This is a genomic window from Lacibacterium aquatile, assembly GCF_042683105.1.
GTDB classification, from domain to species: Bacteria; Pseudomonadota; Alphaproteobacteria; order Elsterales; family Elsteraceae; genus Lacibacterium; species Lacibacterium aquatile.
Window position 1 is genome coordinate 182,780 of the sequence record NZ_JBHUIP010000012.1, and the last position, 18,586, is coordinate 201,365.

At 63.2% G+C, this 18,586-nt stretch carries 19 protein-coding genes; 11 read left to right on the top strand and 8 right to left on the bottom strand.

Features of this window, described 5'->3' with window-relative positions; all coding sequences use genetic code 11:
• The first annotated feature begins 49 nt into the window (after positions 1-49).
• The 4 genes from ACFSM5_RS12405 (at position 50) to phbB (ending at position 3,348) form a co-directional block, all read left to right on the top strand.
• The gene (locus ACFSM5_RS12405; RefSeq protein WP_379876722.1) at positions 50-790 is read left to right on the top strand and encodes a hypothetical protein; all 741 of its coding nucleotides are present in this window, start codon (positions 50-52) and stop codon (positions 788-790) included.
• A gap of 95 nt (positions 791-885) precedes the next feature.
• A complete protein-coding gene (locus tag ACFSM5_RS12410; RefSeq protein ID WP_379876723.1) occupies positions 886-1,677 on the top strand; it encodes a substrate-binding periplasmic protein in 792 nt (263 codons plus the stop codon).
• 121 nt (positions 1,678-1,798) lie between these two features.
• Positions 1,799-2,467, top strand: a complete 669-nt coding sequence (locus ACFSM5_RS12415) for a hypothetical protein (RefSeq protein WP_379876724.1) — start codon at positions 1,799-1,801, stop codon at positions 2,465-2,467.
• Positions 2,468-2,622: 155 nt separating this feature from the next.
• Positions 2,623-3,348: an acetoacetyl-CoA reductase gene (phbB, locus tag ACFSM5_RS12420; RefSeq protein WP_379876725.1), complete on the top strand. Its 726-nt coding sequence runs from the start codon at positions 2,623-2,625 to the stop codon at positions 3,346-3,348.
• Positions 3,349-3,405: 57 nt separating this feature from the next.
• Here phbB and ACFSM5_RS12425 read toward each other — a convergent pair whose 3' ends face one another.
• The 3 genes from ACFSM5_RS12425 to metX are packed head-to-tail and all read right to left on the bottom strand — an operon-like array spanning position 3,406 to position 5,809.
• Entirely contained in the window at positions 3,406-3,996 is a 591-nt protein-coding gene (locus ACFSM5_RS12425; RefSeq protein WP_379876726.1) for a malonic semialdehyde reductase, read from the bottom strand.
• 47 nt (positions 3,997-4,043) lie between these two features.
• Positions 4,044-4,664 (bottom strand): methionine biosynthesis protein MetW, encoded by a 621-nt coding sequence (gene metW, locus ACFSM5_RS12430; protein WP_379876727.1) that lies wholly within the window; start codon positions 4,662-4,664, stop codon positions 4,044-4,046.
• Entirely contained in the window at positions 4,661-5,809 is a 1,149-nt protein-coding gene (gene metX, locus ACFSM5_RS12435) for a homoserine O-acetyltransferase MetX (protein ID WP_379876729.1), read from the bottom strand. The genes metW and metX overlap by 4 nt, the downstream gene beginning before the upstream one ends.
• Before the next feature lie 74 nt (positions 5,810-5,883).
• Here metX and pheA point away from each other — a divergent pair, with 74 nt between their 5' ends.
• The 3 genes from pheA to ACFSM5_RS12450 are packed head-to-tail and all read left to right on the top strand — an operon-like array spanning position 5,884 to position 8,781.
• Positions 5,884-6,798 (top strand): chorismate mutase, encoded by a 915-nt coding sequence (pheA, locus tag ACFSM5_RS12440; protein WP_379876730.1) that lies wholly within the window; start codon positions 5,884-5,886, stop codon positions 6,796-6,798.
• 12 nt (positions 6,799-6,810) lie between these two features.
• Positions 6,811-7,899, top strand: coding sequence for a histidinol-phosphate transaminase (hisC, locus tag ACFSM5_RS12445; protein WP_379876731.1), 1,089 nt, complete (start codon positions 6,811-6,813; stop codon positions 7,897-7,899).
• Positions 7,900-7,905: 6 nt separating this feature from the next.
• Positions 7,906-8,781, top strand: a complete 876-nt coding sequence (locus ACFSM5_RS12450) for a prephenate/arogenate dehydrogenase family protein (protein ID WP_379876732.1) — start codon at positions 7,906-7,908, stop codon at positions 8,779-8,781.
• 134 nt (positions 8,782-8,915) lie between these two features.
• On the opposite strand, the gene otnI is transcribed toward ACFSM5_RS12450, so the two are convergent.
• From otnI to ACFSM5_RS12465, 3 genes are read right to left on the bottom strand one after another with little or no spacing between them, the layout of a single operon-like run.
• A complete protein-coding gene (gene otnI, locus ACFSM5_RS12455; RefSeq protein ID WP_379876733.1) occupies positions 8,916-9,692 on the bottom strand; it encodes a 2-oxo-tetronate isomerase in 777 nt (258 codons plus the stop codon).
• A 3-nt stretch (positions 9,693-9,695) separates the two neighbouring features.
• A complete protein-coding gene (locus tag ACFSM5_RS12460; protein ID WP_379876734.1) occupies positions 9,696-10,742 on the bottom strand; it encodes a threonine aldolase family protein in 1,047 nt (348 codons plus the stop codon).
• On the bottom strand, positions 10,743-11,012 hold the full coding sequence (locus ACFSM5_RS12465; RefSeq protein WP_379876735.1) for a DUF6476 family protein: 270 nt from the start codon (positions 11,010-11,012) through the stop codon (positions 10,743-10,745).
• Between the two features lie 30 nt (positions 11,013-11,042).
• On the opposite strand from ACFSM5_RS12465, the gene ACFSM5_RS12470 reads away from it, so the two are divergent.
• The 3 genes from ACFSM5_RS12470 to ACFSM5_RS12480 all read left to right on the top strand — a co-directional run bounded on the left by ACFSM5_RS12470 (position 11,043) and on the right by ACFSM5_RS12480 (position 13,292).
• On the top strand, positions 11,043-12,014 hold the full coding sequence (locus ACFSM5_RS12470; RefSeq protein WP_379876736.1) for an RluA family pseudouridine synthase: 972 nt from the start codon (positions 11,043-11,045) through the stop codon (positions 12,012-12,014).
• 150 nt (positions 12,015-12,164) lie between these two features.
• Complete coding sequence (rpoH, locus tag ACFSM5_RS12475) at positions 12,165-13,055, top strand: RNA polymerase sigma factor RpoH (RefSeq protein WP_379876737.1); 891 nt, start codon at positions 12,165-12,167, stop codon at positions 13,053-13,055.
• Between the two features lie 60 nt (positions 13,056-13,115).
• Positions 13,116-13,292 (top strand): hypothetical protein, encoded by a 177-nt coding sequence (locus ACFSM5_RS12480; RefSeq protein ID WP_379876738.1) that lies wholly within the window; start codon positions 13,116-13,118, stop codon positions 13,290-13,292.
• A 188-nt stretch (positions 13,293-13,480) separates the two neighbouring features.
• Here the strand turns inward: ACFSM5_RS12480 and ACFSM5_RS12485 are convergent, their stop codons facing one another.
• Complete coding sequence (locus ACFSM5_RS12485; RefSeq protein ID WP_379876739.1) at positions 13,481-16,192, bottom strand: bifunctional acetate--CoA ligase family protein/GNAT family N-acetyltransferase; 2,712 nt, start codon at positions 16,190-16,192, stop codon at positions 13,481-13,483.
• Between the two features lie 86 nt (positions 16,193-16,278).
• Between ACFSM5_RS12485 and ACFSM5_RS12490 the strand changes: the two genes are divergently transcribed.
• The gene (locus ACFSM5_RS12490; protein WP_379876740.1) at positions 16,279-17,349 is read left to right on the top strand and encodes a glycosyltransferase family 9 protein; all 1,071 of its coding nucleotides are present in this window, start codon (positions 16,279-16,281) and stop codon (positions 17,347-17,349) included.
• On the opposite strand, the gene ACFSM5_RS12495 is transcribed toward ACFSM5_RS12490, so the two are convergent.
• Complete coding sequence (locus ACFSM5_RS12495; RefSeq protein WP_379876741.1) at positions 17,270-18,568, bottom strand: AmpG family muropeptide MFS transporter; 1,299 nt, start codon at positions 18,566-18,568, stop codon at positions 17,270-17,272. The two genes, ACFSM5_RS12490 and ACFSM5_RS12495, sit on opposite strands and share 80 nt — an antisense overlap.
• Positions 18,569-18,586: the final 18 nt, after the last annotated feature.

The following is an 18,586-nucleotide window of genomic DNA, read 5'->3' on the forward strand; positions in this document are numbered from 1 at the left end:
CCATAGTTGCGAACCAAAGCTGGGGCGTAACTATGGACGGGACCGGGCGATGCGTTTTCTGGGGTTGCTGATTTTGGCGTTGGGGGCAGTTGCCGCCCCGGCGGGCGCCACGTCGATTTATTATGTAAAATCTCTTTGCGAGACCTTCTATGGGGGAGAAGCCAACTTCCCGTTAGAAGCTCAGGTGAATCTGCGTCAGGGTGGCCGTCTTGAGTCTTGCCACTATCCCGAGCTGACGCCCCCTCGCACCACTTATGAATACTCCTCAGAACCAGCGCTGGGTTGGCAGGGCGTTTGTGCATTTACATCACGTCACTGGGATCCTGCGCGCCGCGACGAAGCTCCTTATACCCGCAGCTATATGGCCCTTCCCAAAGCGGGAATTTGTCCTCGCCTTGGCGATACTGATTACGTCCACGTCCAGCATGTTTCGGAAGGTGTTTTTTTAGCCGTACATCAGCTGGTCGCGAAACTGCAAACCCGACCCGATGCAAGAGCGATTTTCGTTCACACCCTTCCTGACCACATCTTCGCGAAATTCCCAAATGCCGAAACGATGCGCTTGCTCTTACGCGAAAAACCCGATGTCGCGTGGCAGCACGAAAACCATTGGCTCCAATCTCTGACCGCACCGAAATTAGAACGCGTTGAATTCGTAGAGGCTCGAGGTCTCTTACCTTCGCACTACGAAATTAAAATCAGAGACAGCGGGACACTGTGGGGCCTCAGTATCGACTTCATCGACGGCCAACTCAAAGCACTGGCAAGAAGTGAACCCGAACCGAGGTGACCCCTACACCGTCACAAACCCTAAACCCAACCGCCTGATTAAGAGTCACCAAAGCCGGTCATGCTTCCCTCCAGATCCCCTGGAGGCTGCAGCCGATGACCGCTTTCCGTATCGCTTTCGCCACCGCCCTCGCGCTGGTTTATGCCCTTCCCGTCTTTGCCCAGGACAAGGTCGCCAAGCTGACCAGCCTGGAATGGCCGCCCTATAGCGGGGCGGCGCTGAAAGACGGCGGCGCCACCGTGGCCGTGGCGCGGGCGGCGTTCGAGGCCGTGGGCTGGAAGATCGAGGTCAAATTCGTGCCCTGGAAGCGCGCGGTCGAGATGGCCAAGCAAGGCGACGACGGCACCGTCGGCTATTTCCCGGAATATTTCGATGCCGAGGCCAGCGACTTCAACTTCTCGGTCAGCATGGGCAATAGTCCGCTGGGCCTCGTCCAACCCGCCGACAAGCCGGTGGTCTGGAGCAGCATCGCCGACCTGAAGGGCGCCCAGCCTATCGGTGTCGTCGACGGCTATCTCAATACGCCGGAGTTCGATGCCGCCGTTGCCAGCGGCACCCTCAAGGTCGATACCGTCAGCGACGATACGCTGAACGTGAAGAAGGTCGCCGCCGGGCGCATCAAAGCCGCCGTCATCGATCAGCATGTGCTCGGCTGGTATCTGAAGAACGATGCGTCCCTGAAGGGCCTTGCCGACAGGGTTGCTTTCAACGAGAAGCCGCTGGCGATCAAGACCCTGCATATCGCGTTTGGCAAGAACGCCCGCGCCGATGCCGCCCGCGCGGCCCTGGAAGCAGGCCTTGAGAAGATCGAGATCGACCGCATCGTGAACGATCATTTCGTCGCGAGCCTCACCCGGCGAGGAGCGATCCTGCTCGCCAGTCGCTGAAACTACCCGCCCAAAACTCCCGCCGCCCCTTTCCCCCGGGGGCGGCTTTTCTTTTTTCAGCCCCTCTCAATCCCGCCATAGTTGCAGGCCAAAGCTTGGGTGTGGTGTTAGGGGATCAATGATGCGGTCTGTTTTGGGGTTATTATTTCTGTTAATGGGAGCGATAATAACCGATGCGTCAGCTTCCATACCTGCCGCCCCTTGCTCCATCTATACTGGGACCGAAGCCGACATACCGGCTTTTGTCGAAGCATCTCATCTGAAATCAGGCGATCTGATCGTCGCCTGCATCCAAGCCAACTCCGCGCCTGAGAAGAACTTCTGGGTCGCGGAACCGCCACGCCTAATCAGCCCAGGTGTTTGCGGGTTTACTTTCTCTCGGACAACCCGCCGAGAGAAGACTTACGAAGCTATGTCTTTCGCTTATGCCGACAGATGCCCTTCACCGGCCTTTGGATACGTGGAAATAGAGAGTGTAACACCGGGGACATTCATCCTTATCGCCCGATTGCACGGTCGCTGGCTCGAAAGGCTCAGAACAGTCGGCTCTTCCCAAGTCGGCTTTCCAACCGACTTTCCCGTGACAGAGGAGGATAAAAAGCGCCGGGATGCAGCCCCATACGTCAGCGGACTTGTTACCGCTCATTTACTCAAAGTCAGCGTAAGCAGAGAGCCGAATTCGCTCGGTTATGTGCTGGACATTGGCGCTTATCCCAAAAACCTTCGTATCTATGCCGACTTCGTGAATGGTTCTTTACAGGCGACCGCTATCGCCAACGCCGACAATTGATCCTTCTTAGGCAATCCGATATCCAACCGGTATCCCCAAATTATCACCGGCGTAAGACGCACTGCCGCGCTGGCATCGTGTCGCCACTTTGTGTTTGGATAAACCTTCCGTAGCGTCAAGCAGCGCTTCGGCAAAAAACAGGGAGGTTGTCCAAGATGACGCGCGTTGCAATCGTTACTGGCGGGACCCGAGGCATCGGTGCCGCTATCGCCCAGGCCTTCAAGAAGCAGGGCTATAAAGTCGCCGTCACCTATAGCGGCAATGAGGAAGCAGCGGAGAAATTCCGCAAGGAAACCGGGATCCTCGCCCTCAAGTGGGATGCCTCGAACTTCGCTGAAAGCGTCGAGGGTGTGAAGAAGGTCGAAGCGCAGCTCGGCCCTGTCGATATTCTGGTCAATAACGCGGGCATCACCCGCGATACGACCTTCCACAAAATGACCGAAGAGCAGTGGGACGATGTCATCCGCATCAACCTGAAGTCCTGCTTCTCCATGACCCGCGCCGTCATCGAAGGCATGCGCGAGCGCGGCTTCGGGCGCATCGTGCAGATCAGCTCGGTCAACGGGCAGCGCGGTCAGTATGGTCAGGCCAACTACGGCGCGGCCAAGGCGGGCATGATCGGCTTCACCAAGTCGCTGGCCTTCGAAGGCGCGAACAAGGGCATCACCGTGAACTGCGTCGCCCCCGGCTATGTCGATACCGACATGGTGGCCGCAGTTCCCGAGGACATCCTGAAGAAGATCATCGGCACCATTCCGGTCGGTCGCCTGGGCTATGCCGATGACATCGCCCGCGCGGTGCTGTTCCTGGCAGGCGACGAAAACGGCTTCGTCACCGGCGCCACCCTGTCGGTCAACGGCGGTCAGTACATGGTCGCTTAAGGGCGATCTGTTGCGACAGAAAAAGGGGCCGATTATCGGCCCCTTTTTTGTTGTCCATCACACGAACCGGCAGGCGAAATCCACCTCAAGCCTCGGGTTCCGGGGCCGCAGTTTTGCCGGGTCGCCATAGCCGAGGTTCACCAGGAAGGTCGAATGCCAGGGCGTTCCCGCAAAAAACTCCGCATCCACGCCCGCGCTGTCAAAGCCGCCCATCGGTCCGCAGTCGAGCCCCAAGCTCCGCGCTGCCATGATGAAATAGCCGCCCTGCAGCCAGGCGTTGCGCACGCTGGTGCGCTCGATATTGACCGGATCGCCTTCGAACCAGCTTTTGGCGTTCGCCCCCGGCATCAGCACATCCATCTGCTGCCAGAAGTCGAGATCGCTCGCCAGCATCGCCGTCACCGGCGCCGCCCGCACCCGCTCCACATTGCCCTTATCCAGCAGCGGCAGCAGCCGCTCCTTGGCTTCTGGTGTGCGGATATAGAGCACCCGCATCGGCGAGCAATTGGCGCTGGTCGGGCCGAGGCGGGCAAGTTCGTAGATCCGGCGCAGCAGTTCTTCATCCACCGGCCGGTCCTGCCAATGGCGATGGGTGCGCGCGGACTGGAACAGAAGGTCGACGCCATCGTCGCTCAAGGGAACGGGCATATCGGTTTCCTTTGAAACTATTTCCGTCAGATGTAGCGGAAAGCGCTTCAGCGTTTCAAGAGAACAACCGCCTGCTCACCCAGCAGATTGGCGAAACTCTTGCCCGCCAGCCCTTGCAGGGGTTTGCCGACTGCATCCAGAACCATCAGCTTTTCGATGGTCAGATCCAGGCTGCGCGCCAGTTCGACAAAATCGACCAGCGTGCAGAAATGGATATTCGGCGTGTCGTGCCACTCGTAAGCCAGCGTGTCCGTGCGCGGCATGCGGCCTCCGGTCAGCAGGCTCCAGCGTACCCGCCAATGGCCGAAATTCGGGAAGGACAGGATGGCGTGGCGGCCGATACGGCTGAGGTTCGCCAGCACTTCCTTGGGCGCGCGGGTCGCCTGCAGGGTCTGGCTCAGCACCACATAATCGAAGGCACCGCTGGGATAGTCGTTGAGGTCGGTGTCGGCATCGCCCTGGATCACCGACAGCCCCTGGGCGACACAGGCGTTCACCCCGGCCTGGCTAAGTTCGATCCCGCGCCCATCCACATCCTTGGCATGGACGAGGTAATCGAGCAGCGCGCCGTCGCCGCAGCCGACATCGAGCACCCGGCTACCGGGCTCGATCATATCGGCGATCAGCTGAAGGTCGATACGGATGGGGGCATGGGTGCGGGAGATCATTTCAGGCCCCGGTGCTGGGCGCAGCCGCGCAGGAAGCCGTCGAGCACGGCAAACATCTCAGGTTCATCCAGCAGGAAGGCGTCATGGCCCTTGTCGGTCGAAATCTCGACAAAGCTGACGTTCGCCGCCACCGCGTTCAGCGCATGGACCAGCGCCCGGCTTTCGGAGGTGGGGAACAGCCAGTCGGAGGAGAAGGAGACAATGCAGAAACGCGTCTTGGTGCCTTTGAAGGCCGCCGGTACGCTGCCGAATTCCGCCGCCAGATCGAAGTAATCCATGGCGCGGGTGATATAGAGATAGGAGTTGGCGTCGAAGCGGTCGACGAAACTCGCTCCCTGGTGCCGCAGATAGCTTTCCACCTGGAAATCGGCATCGAAGCCGAAGGCGACCTTCTGGCGTTCCTGCAGATTGCGCCCGAACTTGCGGTGCAACGCCGGTTCGGACAGATAGGTGATATGGGCCGCCATGCGGGCAACCGCGAGGCCGCGCGCCGGGTTGGTCTGTTCTTCCAGGAACCTGCCGCCGCGCCAGTCGGGATCGGCCATGATCGCCTGGCGCCCGACTTCATGGAACGCGATATTCTGGGCCGAATGGCGGGCCGCGGTCGCAATCGGGATTGCTGCGAAGACCCGTTCGGGATATTTCGCGGCCCATTGCAGCACCTGCATCCCGCCCATCGAGCCGCCGACCACGGCAAACAGCTGGTCGATGCCGAAATGATCGACGATGCGCACCTGGGCGCGCACCATGTCACCGATGGTGATAACGGGGAAGCTGAGGCCATAGGGCTTGCCCGTCGCGGGATCGATATCGCGCGGCCCTGTCGAGCCAAGGCAACCGCCGAGCACGTTCGAACAGATGATGAAATAATGCTCGGGATCGATCACCCGGCCGGGGCCCACCAGCGATCCCCACCAACCCTCGCGCCCCGTCACCGGGTTGCGTTCGGCGACATACTGGTCACCGGTCAGCGCATGGCAGATCAGGATCGCGTTGCTCTTATCCGCATTCAACGTCCCATAGGTCGTGAACTGCAGGGCAAAAGAGCCGAGCTGTTGCCCGCTGTCGAGCGGCAGCGGCTGGCTGTCGTCGAATTCCAGGCGCAGGCCGGGCAGAGATTGGGTGGCTTGAAGGCGGGTTGTCATGACGGTCGCTAGCTTCGTTCGCAGCCCGGGGATGTCAATGTTTCTTTTGCGTTTCGACAAGGCGGCGATTATCCATGAATGCCCCGCCAACCGGGCTGGCCCTTCATAAAGTCACGGCACGCATGACCAAGAAAACCGACACCTCCGCCCCCGCTTCCCTGGAAGATCTGCGCCGCGAGATCGACGCCATCGACGAGCAGCTGCACGATCTTCTGATGCGCCGTGCAGAGATTGTCCAGGAAGTCGGTCTGGTCAAGAAGGGCACCGGCGGTTTCCTGCGCCCCGCCCGCGAAGCGCAGATCCTGCGCAAGCGCGCCGAGCAGCACAAAGGCCCCCTGGCCCTGGCCGCCGTGATCCGCATCTGGCGCGAACTGCTGGCCAGCATGACCCTGATCCAGGGCAAATTCTCCGTCGCCGTGCATCTGCCCGATGGCGACGGCGCCTATTGGGATCTGGCGCGCGATCATTTCGGCGTGCAGGCCCAGACCGTGGCGCATCTGTCGCCGGGGGCCGTGCTGCGTGTGGTGGCCGACGATGCCTCGACCGTCGGGGTGCTGCCCTGGCCGATGGATGGTGAGCGCGACCCCTGGTGGCGCCATCTCTGCACGGGTGATGACAAGCTGCCCAAGATCATCGGTCGCCTGCCCGGCCTGAACCAGCCCAGCGCACGCTCCGCCCTGGTCGTTGGACAGGTGGCGCTGGATCCGTCGGGCGACGACCGCACCTTCCTGGCCATTGAGACCCTGGAAGAGATGAGCCGCACCCGCCTGCTCTCACGCCTGGGCAAGGCCGGGTTCGATGTGGAATTCATCACCGATCATAACGACGCGCAGGTTCCCCTGCCCGTCTGGAGCCTGATCGAAGTCGAGGGCTTTGTTGCCGCCGACGATCCGCGCATCCGCACGCTTATCAATGAATCGGCCGGCGAAATCGGCCATGTCAGCATCGTTGGCGCCTATCCGGTGCCGCTGGCCCTCAAGAAGAAATAAGGGAACACGTCCATGTCCGGTCCTACCCCGCGTCCCGGTATCCTCGACATCGCCCCCTATGTCAGCGGCGGCAATCAGGTGAAGGACGTCGGCAAGCTGATGCAGCTGTCGTCGAACGAAGGCGCGCTCGGCCCCTCGCCTGCCGCCATGCAGGCCCTGAAGGATATGGCGGGCGAGCTGCACCGCTATCCCGATGGCGGTTCGACCAAGATCCGGCAGGCGATTGCCAAGACCTACGGCCATCCGATTGAGAATATCGTCTGCGGCGCAGGCTCGGACGAGCTGATCGCCCTGCTGCTGAAGTCCTACGCCGGTCCGGGCGACGAGGTTCTCTACAGCCAGCACGGCTTCCTGATGTATCCGATCGGTGCCAAGGCCGTGGGCGCGACCCCGGTCACCGCCAAGGAAACCAACCTGCGCACCGACGTCGACGCCCTGCTGGCCGCCGTCACGGCAAAGACCAAGGTCGTCTTCGTCGCCAATCCGAATAATCCGACCGGCAGCTACATCACCCCGCAGGAGATGCGCCGCCTGCATGCCGGTCTGCGCCCGGATATCATCCTGGTCATCGACGCCGCCTATGCCGAATATGTCGGCAAGAACGACTATACCTCGGGCTCCGAACTGGTGGACGAGTTCGACAATGTCGTGATGATGCGCACCCTGTCGAAGATCTATGCGCTCGCCTCGCTGCGTCTGGGCTGGGCCTATGCCTCAGCCCCTATCGCCGATGTGCTGAACCGCGTGCGCGGTCCCTTCAACGTCAGCCTTGCCGCCCAGATCGCGGGCGAAGCTGCCGTACTGGACCAGAAGTTCGTCGGCGACAGCCGCGCCCATAATGACAAGTGGCTGCCCTGGGTGACCGAGCAGTTGACCGCCCTGGGCCTCACCTGCGCGCCCTCGGTCACGAACTTCCTGCTCGTGCGTTTCCCCGATGGTGCCAAGAACGCCGATGCCGCCTGGGCTTACCTTGCCGAGCGCGGGATCCTGATCCGCAAGATGACCGCCTATGGTCTGAGCCATTCGCTGCGCATCACCATCGGTGCCGAGGACGAGGTAAAGGCCACCGTCGAGGCGATTCGCGCCTTCCTGAAGGGCTAAAGACTAATGGCGCAGGCGTTCGAACGGGTCGTCATCTGCGGGCTGGGGCTGATCGGCTCCAGCATCGCGCGGGCCCTGCGCAAACACGGGCTCGCCAAGACCATCGCCGCCTATGACCGCGGCGATGTCCCGGCGCGCGGGCTGTCGCTCGGCATCGTCGATGAAGCCAGCGACAATCCGGCCATCGTGGTCGGGGCCGATCTGGTGCTGCTCTGCGTGCCGGTGGGAGCCTGTGGCGTGGTGGCGGCCTCCATCGCTCCCCACCTCGACCAGGGCTGCATCGTTTCGGACGTCGGGTCGGTCAAGCAGGCGGTCATCAATCAGGTCGCCCATCACATCCCGGCAGGCGTGCATTTCGTCGCCGGTCACCCCATCGCCGGCACCGAGCATTCGGGTCCGGAAGCAGGCTTCGCCGAGCTGTTCGACGGGCGCTGGTGGCTGCTGACCCCCACCCCGGATGCCGATCAGGCGGCGATCGACCGTCTGCGCGCCACCTGGGAAGCCGTTGGCTCCAAGGTTGAGATCATGCCGCCCGATCACCATGACCGGGTGCTGGCCATCACCTCCCACCTGCCCCATCTGATCGCCTATACCATCGTCGGGACCGCCACGGACCTTGAGGGTCACATCCAGCAGGAAGTGATCAAATTCTCGGCCTCCGGCTTCCGTGACTTCACTCGCATCGCCGCCTCCGACCCCGTCATGTGGCGCGACGTCTTCCTGAACAACCGGGAAGCGGTGCTGGAGATGCTGGGCCGCCTGCACGAGGATCTGGGCATCCTCGCCCGCGCCATCCGGGTCGGCGATGGCGACACACTACACGACAAATTCGCCAGCACACGCGCCATCCGCCGCAGCATCATCGACGCCAAGCAGGCGTAAGCTCGAAAGATAGTCGTCATCCCGGGACTTGATCCCGGGATCTCCTCCGGGAGCGTTTCCACGTCATCTCAGCCCTCGTTGAACAGGCCCCCGGAGGGGATCCCGGTGTCGGGGCACCGGGATGACGGAGTTTCTTAAAGCCACTCTTCAGCCCAACCCAGCCCATCCTCGGTCCGCCCCTTGGGGCGATATTCGCAGCCGATCCAGCCCTTATAGCCACTAGCGGCAATGGTCCCGAGCAGCCAGTCGTAGGCAACCTCGCCCTCATCCGGCTCATGACGGTCCGGCATGCCCGCGATCTGCAGATGGCCGATGCGCGGCAGGTTCGCCTGGAACTTGCGGGTCAGATCGCCCTCCATCACCTGTGCGTGATAGAAGTCCATCTGCAGGGCGAGGTTGGGCCGTGCCACCGCATCCATGATGCCGAGCGCCTGGGCCTGATAATTCAGGAAATACCCCGGCATATCGCGGTTGTTGATCGGCTCCAGCAGGATCTGGATGCCATGGGGCGCCGCTGCGTCACAGGCCTTCTGCACGTTCGACACGAAGGTCCGCCGGGCGACCTCGAGATCGCCCCCGGCAGGGATGATCCCCGCCATCACATGCAGGCGCGGGCAATCGAGCGCGCGGGCATAATCGATGGCGAGGCGCAGCGCATCGGCCTGTTCAGCCTCCCGCCCTGGTATGGCGGCAAAGCCCCGCTCGCCTGCCGCCCAATTGCCGGGCGGCAGATTGAACAGCACCTGGGTCAAGCCGCCGTCTTTCAGAGCACGAACGACCTCTTCGGGCCCATGATCATAGGGGCCGATATATTCGACGCCCTTGAAGCCCGCCGCCGCCGCCCGCCCGAAGCGATCCAGAAACGGGGCATCCGGAAATAGCATCGAGAGGTTGGCAGCGAGCTTGATCATGGATCAGCCTTTGGGATGGGCGGCGTGGAAAAGCGCGCGGTCGATGAAACGTTCGACATCGGCGGCCTGGGTGTTCCAGGCGGTGATCAGACGCACCGTGTCGGGTTCCGGATCGCCCCAGCGGTAGAACCAGAAACCATCACCCAGCAGCCCTTCGACCACGGCCGAGGGCAGCGTGATGAAGATTTCGTTCGCCTGCACGGGATGTTCGAGGCGCGCCCCCGGCACCTGGGCCAGACCATTGGCCATCATCTGCGCCATGCTGTTGGCATGATGCGCCCAGGACAGCCAGCGGCCATCGGCAAGGCAGGCCGCGAGTTGGGCCGAGAGATAGCGCATCTTGGAGAAGAGATGCCCCGCCCGCTTGCGGCGGAAGACCGCGCTTTCCGCCAAGGCCGGATCGAAGAACAGCACCGCTTCGGCCCCCAGCGCGCCATTCTTGGTGGCGCCGAAGGTCATGATATCGACCCCGGCCTGCCAGGTGAGTTCGGCGGGCGAGCAGCCGAGGCTCGCCACCGCATTGGCAAAGCGCGCGCCGTCCATATGGACCTTCATGCCGAAGCTATGGGCGACATCGGCCAGCGAGCGCACTTCGTCCGGGGTATAGACGGTGCCGAACTCCGTCGCCTGACTGAGCGAGAGGGCGGCGGGCTGCACCTTGTGCTGGCTGCCGATCTGGGCCTGGGACAGCGCCTCGCCCAGGGTCGCCGCATCGATCTTGCCGCCATGACCCGGCAGCTTCACAAGCTTGGCACCGCCGGTGAAGAACTCCGGCGCGCCGCATTCGTCCATCTCGATATGGCTGGTCTGATGGCAATAGATCGCGCCCCAGGGCGGGGTAACGCAGGCAAGGCCCAGGCAGTTGGCGGCAGTGCCCGTGGCGACCGGCAGCATCACCAGCTCGCACTCGAACAGCTCCCAGAAGCGGCGTCCGGCGAGCGCGGTATATTCATCCTCGCCATAGGGCTTGGCGGTATCCTGATTGGCGGCAACCAGGGCATCGAGCAGTTCGGCCGGGACGGCGGCCACATTGTCAGAGGCGAAATTCACTTATTTTTCCTCGATCTGGAAGCGGCCGATCTGGCGGCCCGTCTTGGGGTCGAACAGCAGCAGGCTAGCCACGCCCGCGCTATCGCGGGTAAGAAGCGTGATGGCGTCGTTGCCGCCCGCGCTGATCACCTTCAAGCCCTCCGGCACCACAAGCTTGCCTTCGGTCACCTGGGGAGACTTCAGTTTCGTGGCGATGCCATAGACCAGTGCGACCATGCCCAGCACCAACAGGGTGGTCATTCCGATCACCAGCGTCTTTAAACTCTTCATGCTTCTCCCCATCTACTCCAGTGACCGACCATGACCGCCCCCCTGCATCTGACCCTCCCCGACGAACTGTCCGGCGAACGCCTGGACAGGGCGCTTGCCGTGCAACTGCCCGACCTGTCGCGCTCGCGTCTGAAAACGCTGATCGAGGAAGGCAGAGTCTCGCTCGTCGGCGGTGCGACCGTAACGGACCCGTCGGTCCGGGTCAAAGGGGGTCAAAGTTTTGCCATTTTGCCACCCGACCCTGAACCTGCCGAACCTGTTCCCCAGGATATCGCGCTGGCAGTGGTTTATGAGGACGATGCCCTGATCGTCATCGACAAGCCGGCCGGGATGGTCGTCCATCCTGCCCCCGGCAACCCCGATGGCACCTTGGTCAATGCTCTCATCTTCCATTGCGGCGACAGTCTGAAAGGGATCGGGGGGGAGCTGCGGCCCGGAATCGTCCACCGCATCGACAAGGAAACCAGCGGCCTTCTGGTCGCGGCCAAGACGGAGGTGGCGTTGAACGGTCTGGCAGCCCAGTTTGCCGCCCATGATGTGGAGCGCTGCTATCGCGCCTTCGTCTGGGGTGCGCCAGTGCCGGGCAGCGGCGAGATCGAAGGCCCCATCGGCCGCCATCCCATCGACCGCAAGAAAATGGCCGTCGTCTCCAAGGGCGGCAAGCCCGCGCTGACCCGCTACAAGACCGTCGCGCGCTTTGGCGGCGGCATCGCGTCCGAGGTGGAATGCCGCCTTGCGACTGGCCGCACCCACCAGATCAGGGTCCATATGACCAAGATCGGCCACCCGCTGCTGGGCGATCCTGTCTATGGAAATCCCAAGGTCAAAGGAACCTCCGCCCCCTTGGCGAAGTTCCTCAAAGACTGGCAGCGCCAGGCATTGCACGCGGCAACGCTTGGTTTCCGCCATCCGGTGACCGGGGAAGCGTTGCGTTTCGAGAGTGCCTTGCCTCATGATTTAACGATTCTAGAGGCGTATCTAAAACAGTTACATATCCCTTGACCGGGGTCGCGAAGGTGTTAGGATAATACCCGAGCAAATTGGTTGGGATTGGGTCGGCCGCTAAGCGGAGGCCCGATTTGAAGCCGCCCTACCGGGGGTTCGAAGAACACCGGACAAGAGTGCGGCAACGCAAAAGAGGAGAACGGGATCATGGCAACCACGTCACTGCCTGCTATCGGATCGGAAGGGAACCTCACGCGGTATCTGCAGGAGATCCGTAAGTTCCCCATGCTGACCGTCGACGAGGAATTCACCCTGGCGCGCGAATGGCGCGACAAGGAAGACGTCGAAGCAGCCCACAAGATGGTTACGTCGCACCTGCGTCTGGTCGCCAAGATCGCCATGGGCTATCGCGGTTACGGCCTGCCGGTCTCCGAGCTGATTTCCGAAGGCAATATCGGCATGATGCAGGCCGTGAAGCGCTTCGATCCGGACAAAGGCTTCCGCCTGGCCACCTACGCCATGTGGTGGATCCGCGCTGCCATTCAAGAATATATCCTCCACTCCTGGAGCCTCGTGAAGATCGGCACCACGGCCGCGCAGAAGAAGCTGTTCTTCAATCTGCGTCGCCTGAAGGGCCAGATGCAGGCCATCGATGACGGCGATCTGTCGCCGGAGCAGGTTCAGAAGATCGCAACCGATCTCAACGTGCCCGAACAGGACGTCGTGTCGATGAACCGCCGTCTTGCGGCTCCCGACCACAGCCTGAATGCGCCGATGCGCGTGGATGGCGAAGGCGAGTGGCAGGATTGGCTGGTGGACGATAGCGAGAGCCAGGAAACGGTCCTCGCCGATCAGGAAGAAAGCAGCAAGCGCTCGCATCTTCTGGCCAACGCCATGAAGGGCCTTAATGAGCGCGAACGGCATATCCTGAACGAACGCCGCCTGCGCGACGAGCCGACCACGCTTGAAGAGCTGTCCCAGCACTACAACATCAGCCGGGAACGCGTCCGGCAGATCGAGGTGCGGGCTTTCGAAAAGCTTCAGAAGGCCGTCCGCGATGCTGCTATCGGAAGCAAACTGCTGAACGCTCCCTCGTAAGGGGCTAAGCGGCCTCAAGTAGCGTAAAGCGCGGTAGGCCAGAGCAGAAGGAAGCGTACGATGACAATGCATCTCGCTCCCCCGACTAAACCGCGCTGGCGCTTTGTCGCCAGCGCGTTTCCGTCTGATGGCCCCGTCACCGGCAAGGATCTTGCCGCCCTTGAACGGCGCATGACGCTGCGGCTGGTGGTGCTGGTCCTGGCGGCTACGGCAGGGCTTTATGGGGTTTTGGGGTAAGATACCCTCTGAAGCGCCCCCCATTATAGACCTCGTCATCCCCCGCTTTATGCGGGGGATCTCCTCCGGGAGCCCGTCCACTTTTCCAGAGACAGCGTTGAAACGCGCCCGGAGGAGATGCCCCGGACGAGCCGGGGCATGACGGTACTTTTTGATGTATCGCGGCCCGCCTTACACGAGATCCCGGATCAAGTCCGGGATGACAGGCTCTCTTGAGCCAACTCCAACCGCACATCCACCACGCCGGGATCATCCGGGTCGCGCTTAGCCGTGAAGCCCAGTTCCTGGGTGATCTCCAGCATCCGCGCATTCTCCCGCAGGATCGTGCCGACGATGGCGCCGACGCCGCGCCTGCGGCCATAGTCGCAGATGTGATGCATCATGGTCATGCCGAGGCCGCGTCCCTTGATGTCGCTGCGCACCAGCACGGCATATTCCCCTTCGATCAGGTCCGGATCGCAGGTCAGGCGCACCACGCCCCAGATCTCGCCCGCCATATCGCCATCGAGCGGACAGGCCACAAAGGCCATTTCCCGGTCGTAGTCGATCTGAGTCAGGCGCGCGACCAAAGGTCGAGGCAGGGCTTTGAGCGGCTGGAAGAAGCGCAGGCGGATATCTTCGGGATCGAGGAAGCCGAACATATGCTGCACGCCGGGCGCGTCTTCGGGCCGGATCGGGCGCAGCAGCATCCGCGTGCCGTCGCGCAGGGTCATCTCATGCTCAAGCTCGTTCGGATAGGCAGGCACGGCCAACGGCACCGGGGTCGCGCGGCTCTGGCGGATGCGGGCATCGAGCGCCACCACGCCATTCACATCGACCAGCAGCGGATTGATATCCAGCTCCACGATCTCGGGATGGTCGATCACCAGTTGGCTGACCCTGATCAGGCTTAACACAATCGCTTCCAGATCGGCGGGCGGGCGGTTGCGATAGCCCTGGAGCAGCTTGGATATCCGCGTCCGCCCGATCACATCGCGGGCCAGCGTCATATTCAGCGGCGGCAGAGCCAACGCCTTATCGCCCCGCACCTCCACCGCCACCCCGCCATGACCGAACAGCAGCACCGGGCCGAAGACCGGGTCCTGGGTCGCGCCGAGGATCAGTTCGAAGGAGGCCGGACGGCGCACCATCTCCTGCACCGTGAAACCATCGATCTCCGCATCCGGCTTCAAGGCCTTCACCCGCTCGATCATGCCTTGGGCCGCGATCTTGGCGGCGGCGGGGGTTTCCAGATCCAGCACCACCCCGCCGACATCGGACTTATGGTCGATATCGCGTGAGCGGATCTTCACGGCAAAGGGCGGCTTCATGCCCGCGACAGCCACCGCCACCTCGGCCGGGGTCTTGACCGGCAGCGTCGGCACCACCGGGATGCCATAGGCGGCCAGAACGGCCTTTGCCTCGGCCTCGTCCAGCCAATCGCGACCATCGTCGGCAGCCTTGGCGAGGACGGACTCGACTTTCTGCGCATCGACGCGGATTTCCGACGGGGTCGCGGGCGGCGCTTCCATCAGCAGTTCCTGATTCCGGCGATATTTCGCCAGATGCATGAAGCCCCGGATCGCCGCCGTGGGGGTGGCATAGGAGGGCTGGCCCGCCGTATTGAAGCGCGCGCGCGCCTTCATCGCCTCCTGCCCGCCAACCCAGGCCGCCAGCACCGGGCGCTTGGGCAGATTGCGCGGACGCGCCCGCAACGTCGCAATCACCGCATTGGCCGTCGCCTCGGTCGAGACCACCGCCGAAGGGCTGTTCAGCAGCAGCACCGCATCGGTCTTGGGGTCGGCCAGCAGAATATCGAGGGCGGCGGCATAACGCTCCGCCCCCGCATCGCCGCCCAGATCGACCGGATTGCTGCGGCTCCAATAGTCCGGCAGCACCTCATCGAGTTTGGCGATGGTTTCAGCGGAGAGATCCGCCAGCAGCCCACCCTCATCCAGCAGCACGTCGGTCGCTAAGGCGCCGATGCCGCCGCCGTTCGTGACAATCGCCAGGCGATCCCCCTGCGATCCCGGCACCCGGGCCAGAGTTTCGACGGCGGCGAACATCTCCTCCATATCGCGCACCCGCAGCATGCCCGCGCGGCGGAAGGCGGCGTCATAGACGGCATCCGACCCAGCCAGGGCGCCGGTATGGGAATGGGCAGCCGCCGTCTGCGCCCGGTAGCGCCCCGACTTCACCACGATCACCGGCTTCATGCGGCTGATGGCGCGGGCGGCGGACATGAATTTGCGGGCGCTCGTGATCTCTTCCAGATAGAGCAGCACGGCATGGGTCTTGGGATCGGTCTGGAGGTAGTCCAGCATGTCGCCGATATCGACATCGGCCATATCGCCCAGCGAGACGAGGTGGGAGAAGCCGATGCCGCGCGCCGCCGACCAGTCGAGCAGCGCACTCGCCACCGTCACCGACTGGGTGACGCAGGCGATATCGCCGACCGGCACCCCCACATGGGCAAAGCTGGCATTGATCCCCAGCCCCGGCACCAGCACGCCTAAGCAGTTCGGCCCGACGATCCGCATCAGATAGGGACGGGCCGCCGTCAGGGCATGCTGGGTAAGGACGGCGGTATTCGCCCCTTTCTCCGCCCCGAAATCGTCGGTCACCACGATGGCTGCCCGGCAGCCCTTGACACCCAGTTCGGCAATCAAGCCCGGCACGGCGGCGGGATCGGCGGCGATCACTGCCAGATCCGGCTTCATCGGCAGGTCGGCGACAGTGCGATAGCTCAAGACACCTTCGACGGCGGTGTCATGGGGGTGCACCGGCATGATCGGCCCTTTGAAACCGCCCCGGAACAGGTTGCGCGCCAATACTGCGCCCACCGACCGCTCGTCGCGCGAGGCGCCGATCAGCGCGATGGCTTTGGGGGCAAACAGGGCATCGAGATTGCGGACCGTCATGCTGGGTGTCGCTCTTCGATTGGGGGAGGCTCTTTCGATAGGATTGATGTTAGAATGACTGAAGGACCCCTCTTGTTACCAGCGTCATGACCGGCTTATCGCTGCCTGAATCCCCCCGACTGCTGATCTATTCCACCGACGACCCGCCCAGTCAGGCGGCACGGCGCATCCCGTTTCTGCGTGCGTTGCGTGACAGTTTTCCCGATGCCCATATCACCTGGCTGGCCGGACGGGGCGCGAGCGCCTATCGCAGCGTCTATGCCCAATTGGTCGCAGGCCTCGTCAATGAGGTGATCGACGAAGCCGGGATCGGGGAAAGCTGGATCGAGATGTTCGGGCGCGCCCTGCCCGGCCGCACCTTCGATCTGGTGATCGATACCCAGGAAGCTTTCGGCACCATGCTGGCCGTGCGCGGGATTTCGACCCGGCAGTTCGTTTCCAGCGCGGGCGGCTTCCTGCTGTCCTCCGTCCGCCCTGGCCCGGAAACGCCGCCGATGCCGGTGGCGCCGGTGCATCGGCTGCTGTGGCTGCTGGCCCTGACCAGCGGCATTGCCCCGGATCCCTTCGCCCCTCTGCCGATGTCGGGCGAGGTGCTGCGCCTGGCCGAAACTCTGATGCCGAGCGGCGGGCTCTATCTGGCCCTGACCCCCGGCCTCACATCACGCGGACAGTCCTGGCCGCTGGAAAGCTTTGCCCGCGCCGCCCGCTCGCTGATCGGCAACGGCTGGCGCCCGGCGTTTTTCCTGACGCCAGAGGAATCCTTGAAGCGCGAGGAAATCGCGGCTGCTGTTCCCGGTGCCATCTTCCCGCTTCAGCAGCCCCAGGCGCGGCGCTACAACGGGCGCCCGGACCTGACCGTCGCCCTGGCCGGACGTTGTCAGGCCGCCCTGGTGGCACCCAGCGACATGGCCCATCTGCTGGCGATTGCCGGGATGCCGATGGTCGCCCTGACGCCGGATTCCTACCCGCTTGATCTATTGCCGTTTGCAAGCCGCCTGGACCGGCTGACCCCCAGCGACTGCGGGGCGCCGGGCGGCACGCTGGATCGCATCCCGCCGTCGCGCGCGCTTCAGGCCGTCAGCGACCTGATGGCGCCGCCGCCTGCTCCACCACCGGCAGCGCCGCCCCCTTCCGCATCAACCAGGCGAGTACGATAAGCCCCGGCACCGCTGCGGCTGTCGTCAGCAGGAAGAACGGGACCCAACCCAACTGATCGGCGAACCACCCGCCCGAGGAGGCGAGGAAGGTCCGCCCCGTGGCTGCCAGCGCCGACAGCAGGGCATAGTGCGTGCCGCTGAATTCCCGCTGGCTGATACGCGACAGATAAGCAACGAAGGGCGCCGTGCCGATGCCGCTGGCCGCATTCTCGATAAAAACGGTGAAGGACAGGACAGTGATGTCTGCCCCGGCCCAGGCCTGTAGCACAAACACGAAATTCGAGAAGAGCTGTAGCGAGCCGCCGATCAGCAGCCCTTTCAGGATACCGAACCGGGCGACCAGCGCCCCGCCCAGGAACACCCCGATCAGGGTCGCTATCAGGCCCCAGACCTTGGAGACATTGGCGATATCGATCTTGCTGAAACCGAGCGCGACATAGAAGGGGTTGGTCATCACCCCCGCCAGCGCGTCCCCGAACTTGAAGAGCACCACGAAGGCCAGCAAGGCGGGCCAAAGGGGCTGAGCGGCGACAAAGGCGCGGAACGGACCGATGATCGCCGCATCGAGATGCTCGGCGACGCTGGCGGGCGGGCGGCGGGTACTGACGGGAACCTCGGGTTCGGGCAGCAGAAGAAACAGCAGAATGGCCGCCGCCAGAATGATCGCCATCACCGCATAGGCGGTGAACCAGCCAAAAATCTCGGACACATAGAGGGCGCCCGCGCCGGAGATCAGCATGCCGATACGATAGCCATAGATGATCGCGGCAGACCCGGCGCCCTGCTTTTCCTCGGGCAGGGTTTCGATGCGATAGGCGTCGATGACGATATCGAGCGTCGCGGAGAAGAAGGCGACAGCGGCGGCGGCCAGGGCTGTCCACCAGGGGGCATTGGCCGGATCGGAGAGCCCTACGCCCAAGGTGGCTATAATCAATCCCACCAAGGCGACCAAGCCCCAGCCTCGACGGCGGCCGAACCCACCTAGAAGCGGCGGGGCGCGATAGTCGAGGACGGGGGCCCAGAGGAACTTCCAGGTATAGGACATGCCAACCAGCGCGAAGATGCCAATGGCAGTCCGGCTAACCCCGGCTTCAGCCAGCCAGATCGACAGCGTGGTCCCCGACAGGGCGAGCGGAAGGCCGGAAACGACCCCAAGTAACATGACGATCAGCGTCCGCCGATCGCCATAGGCAGCCAACCAGCCGCTGAAACCTTTCAAGGAAGTCCTCCGGGCGTT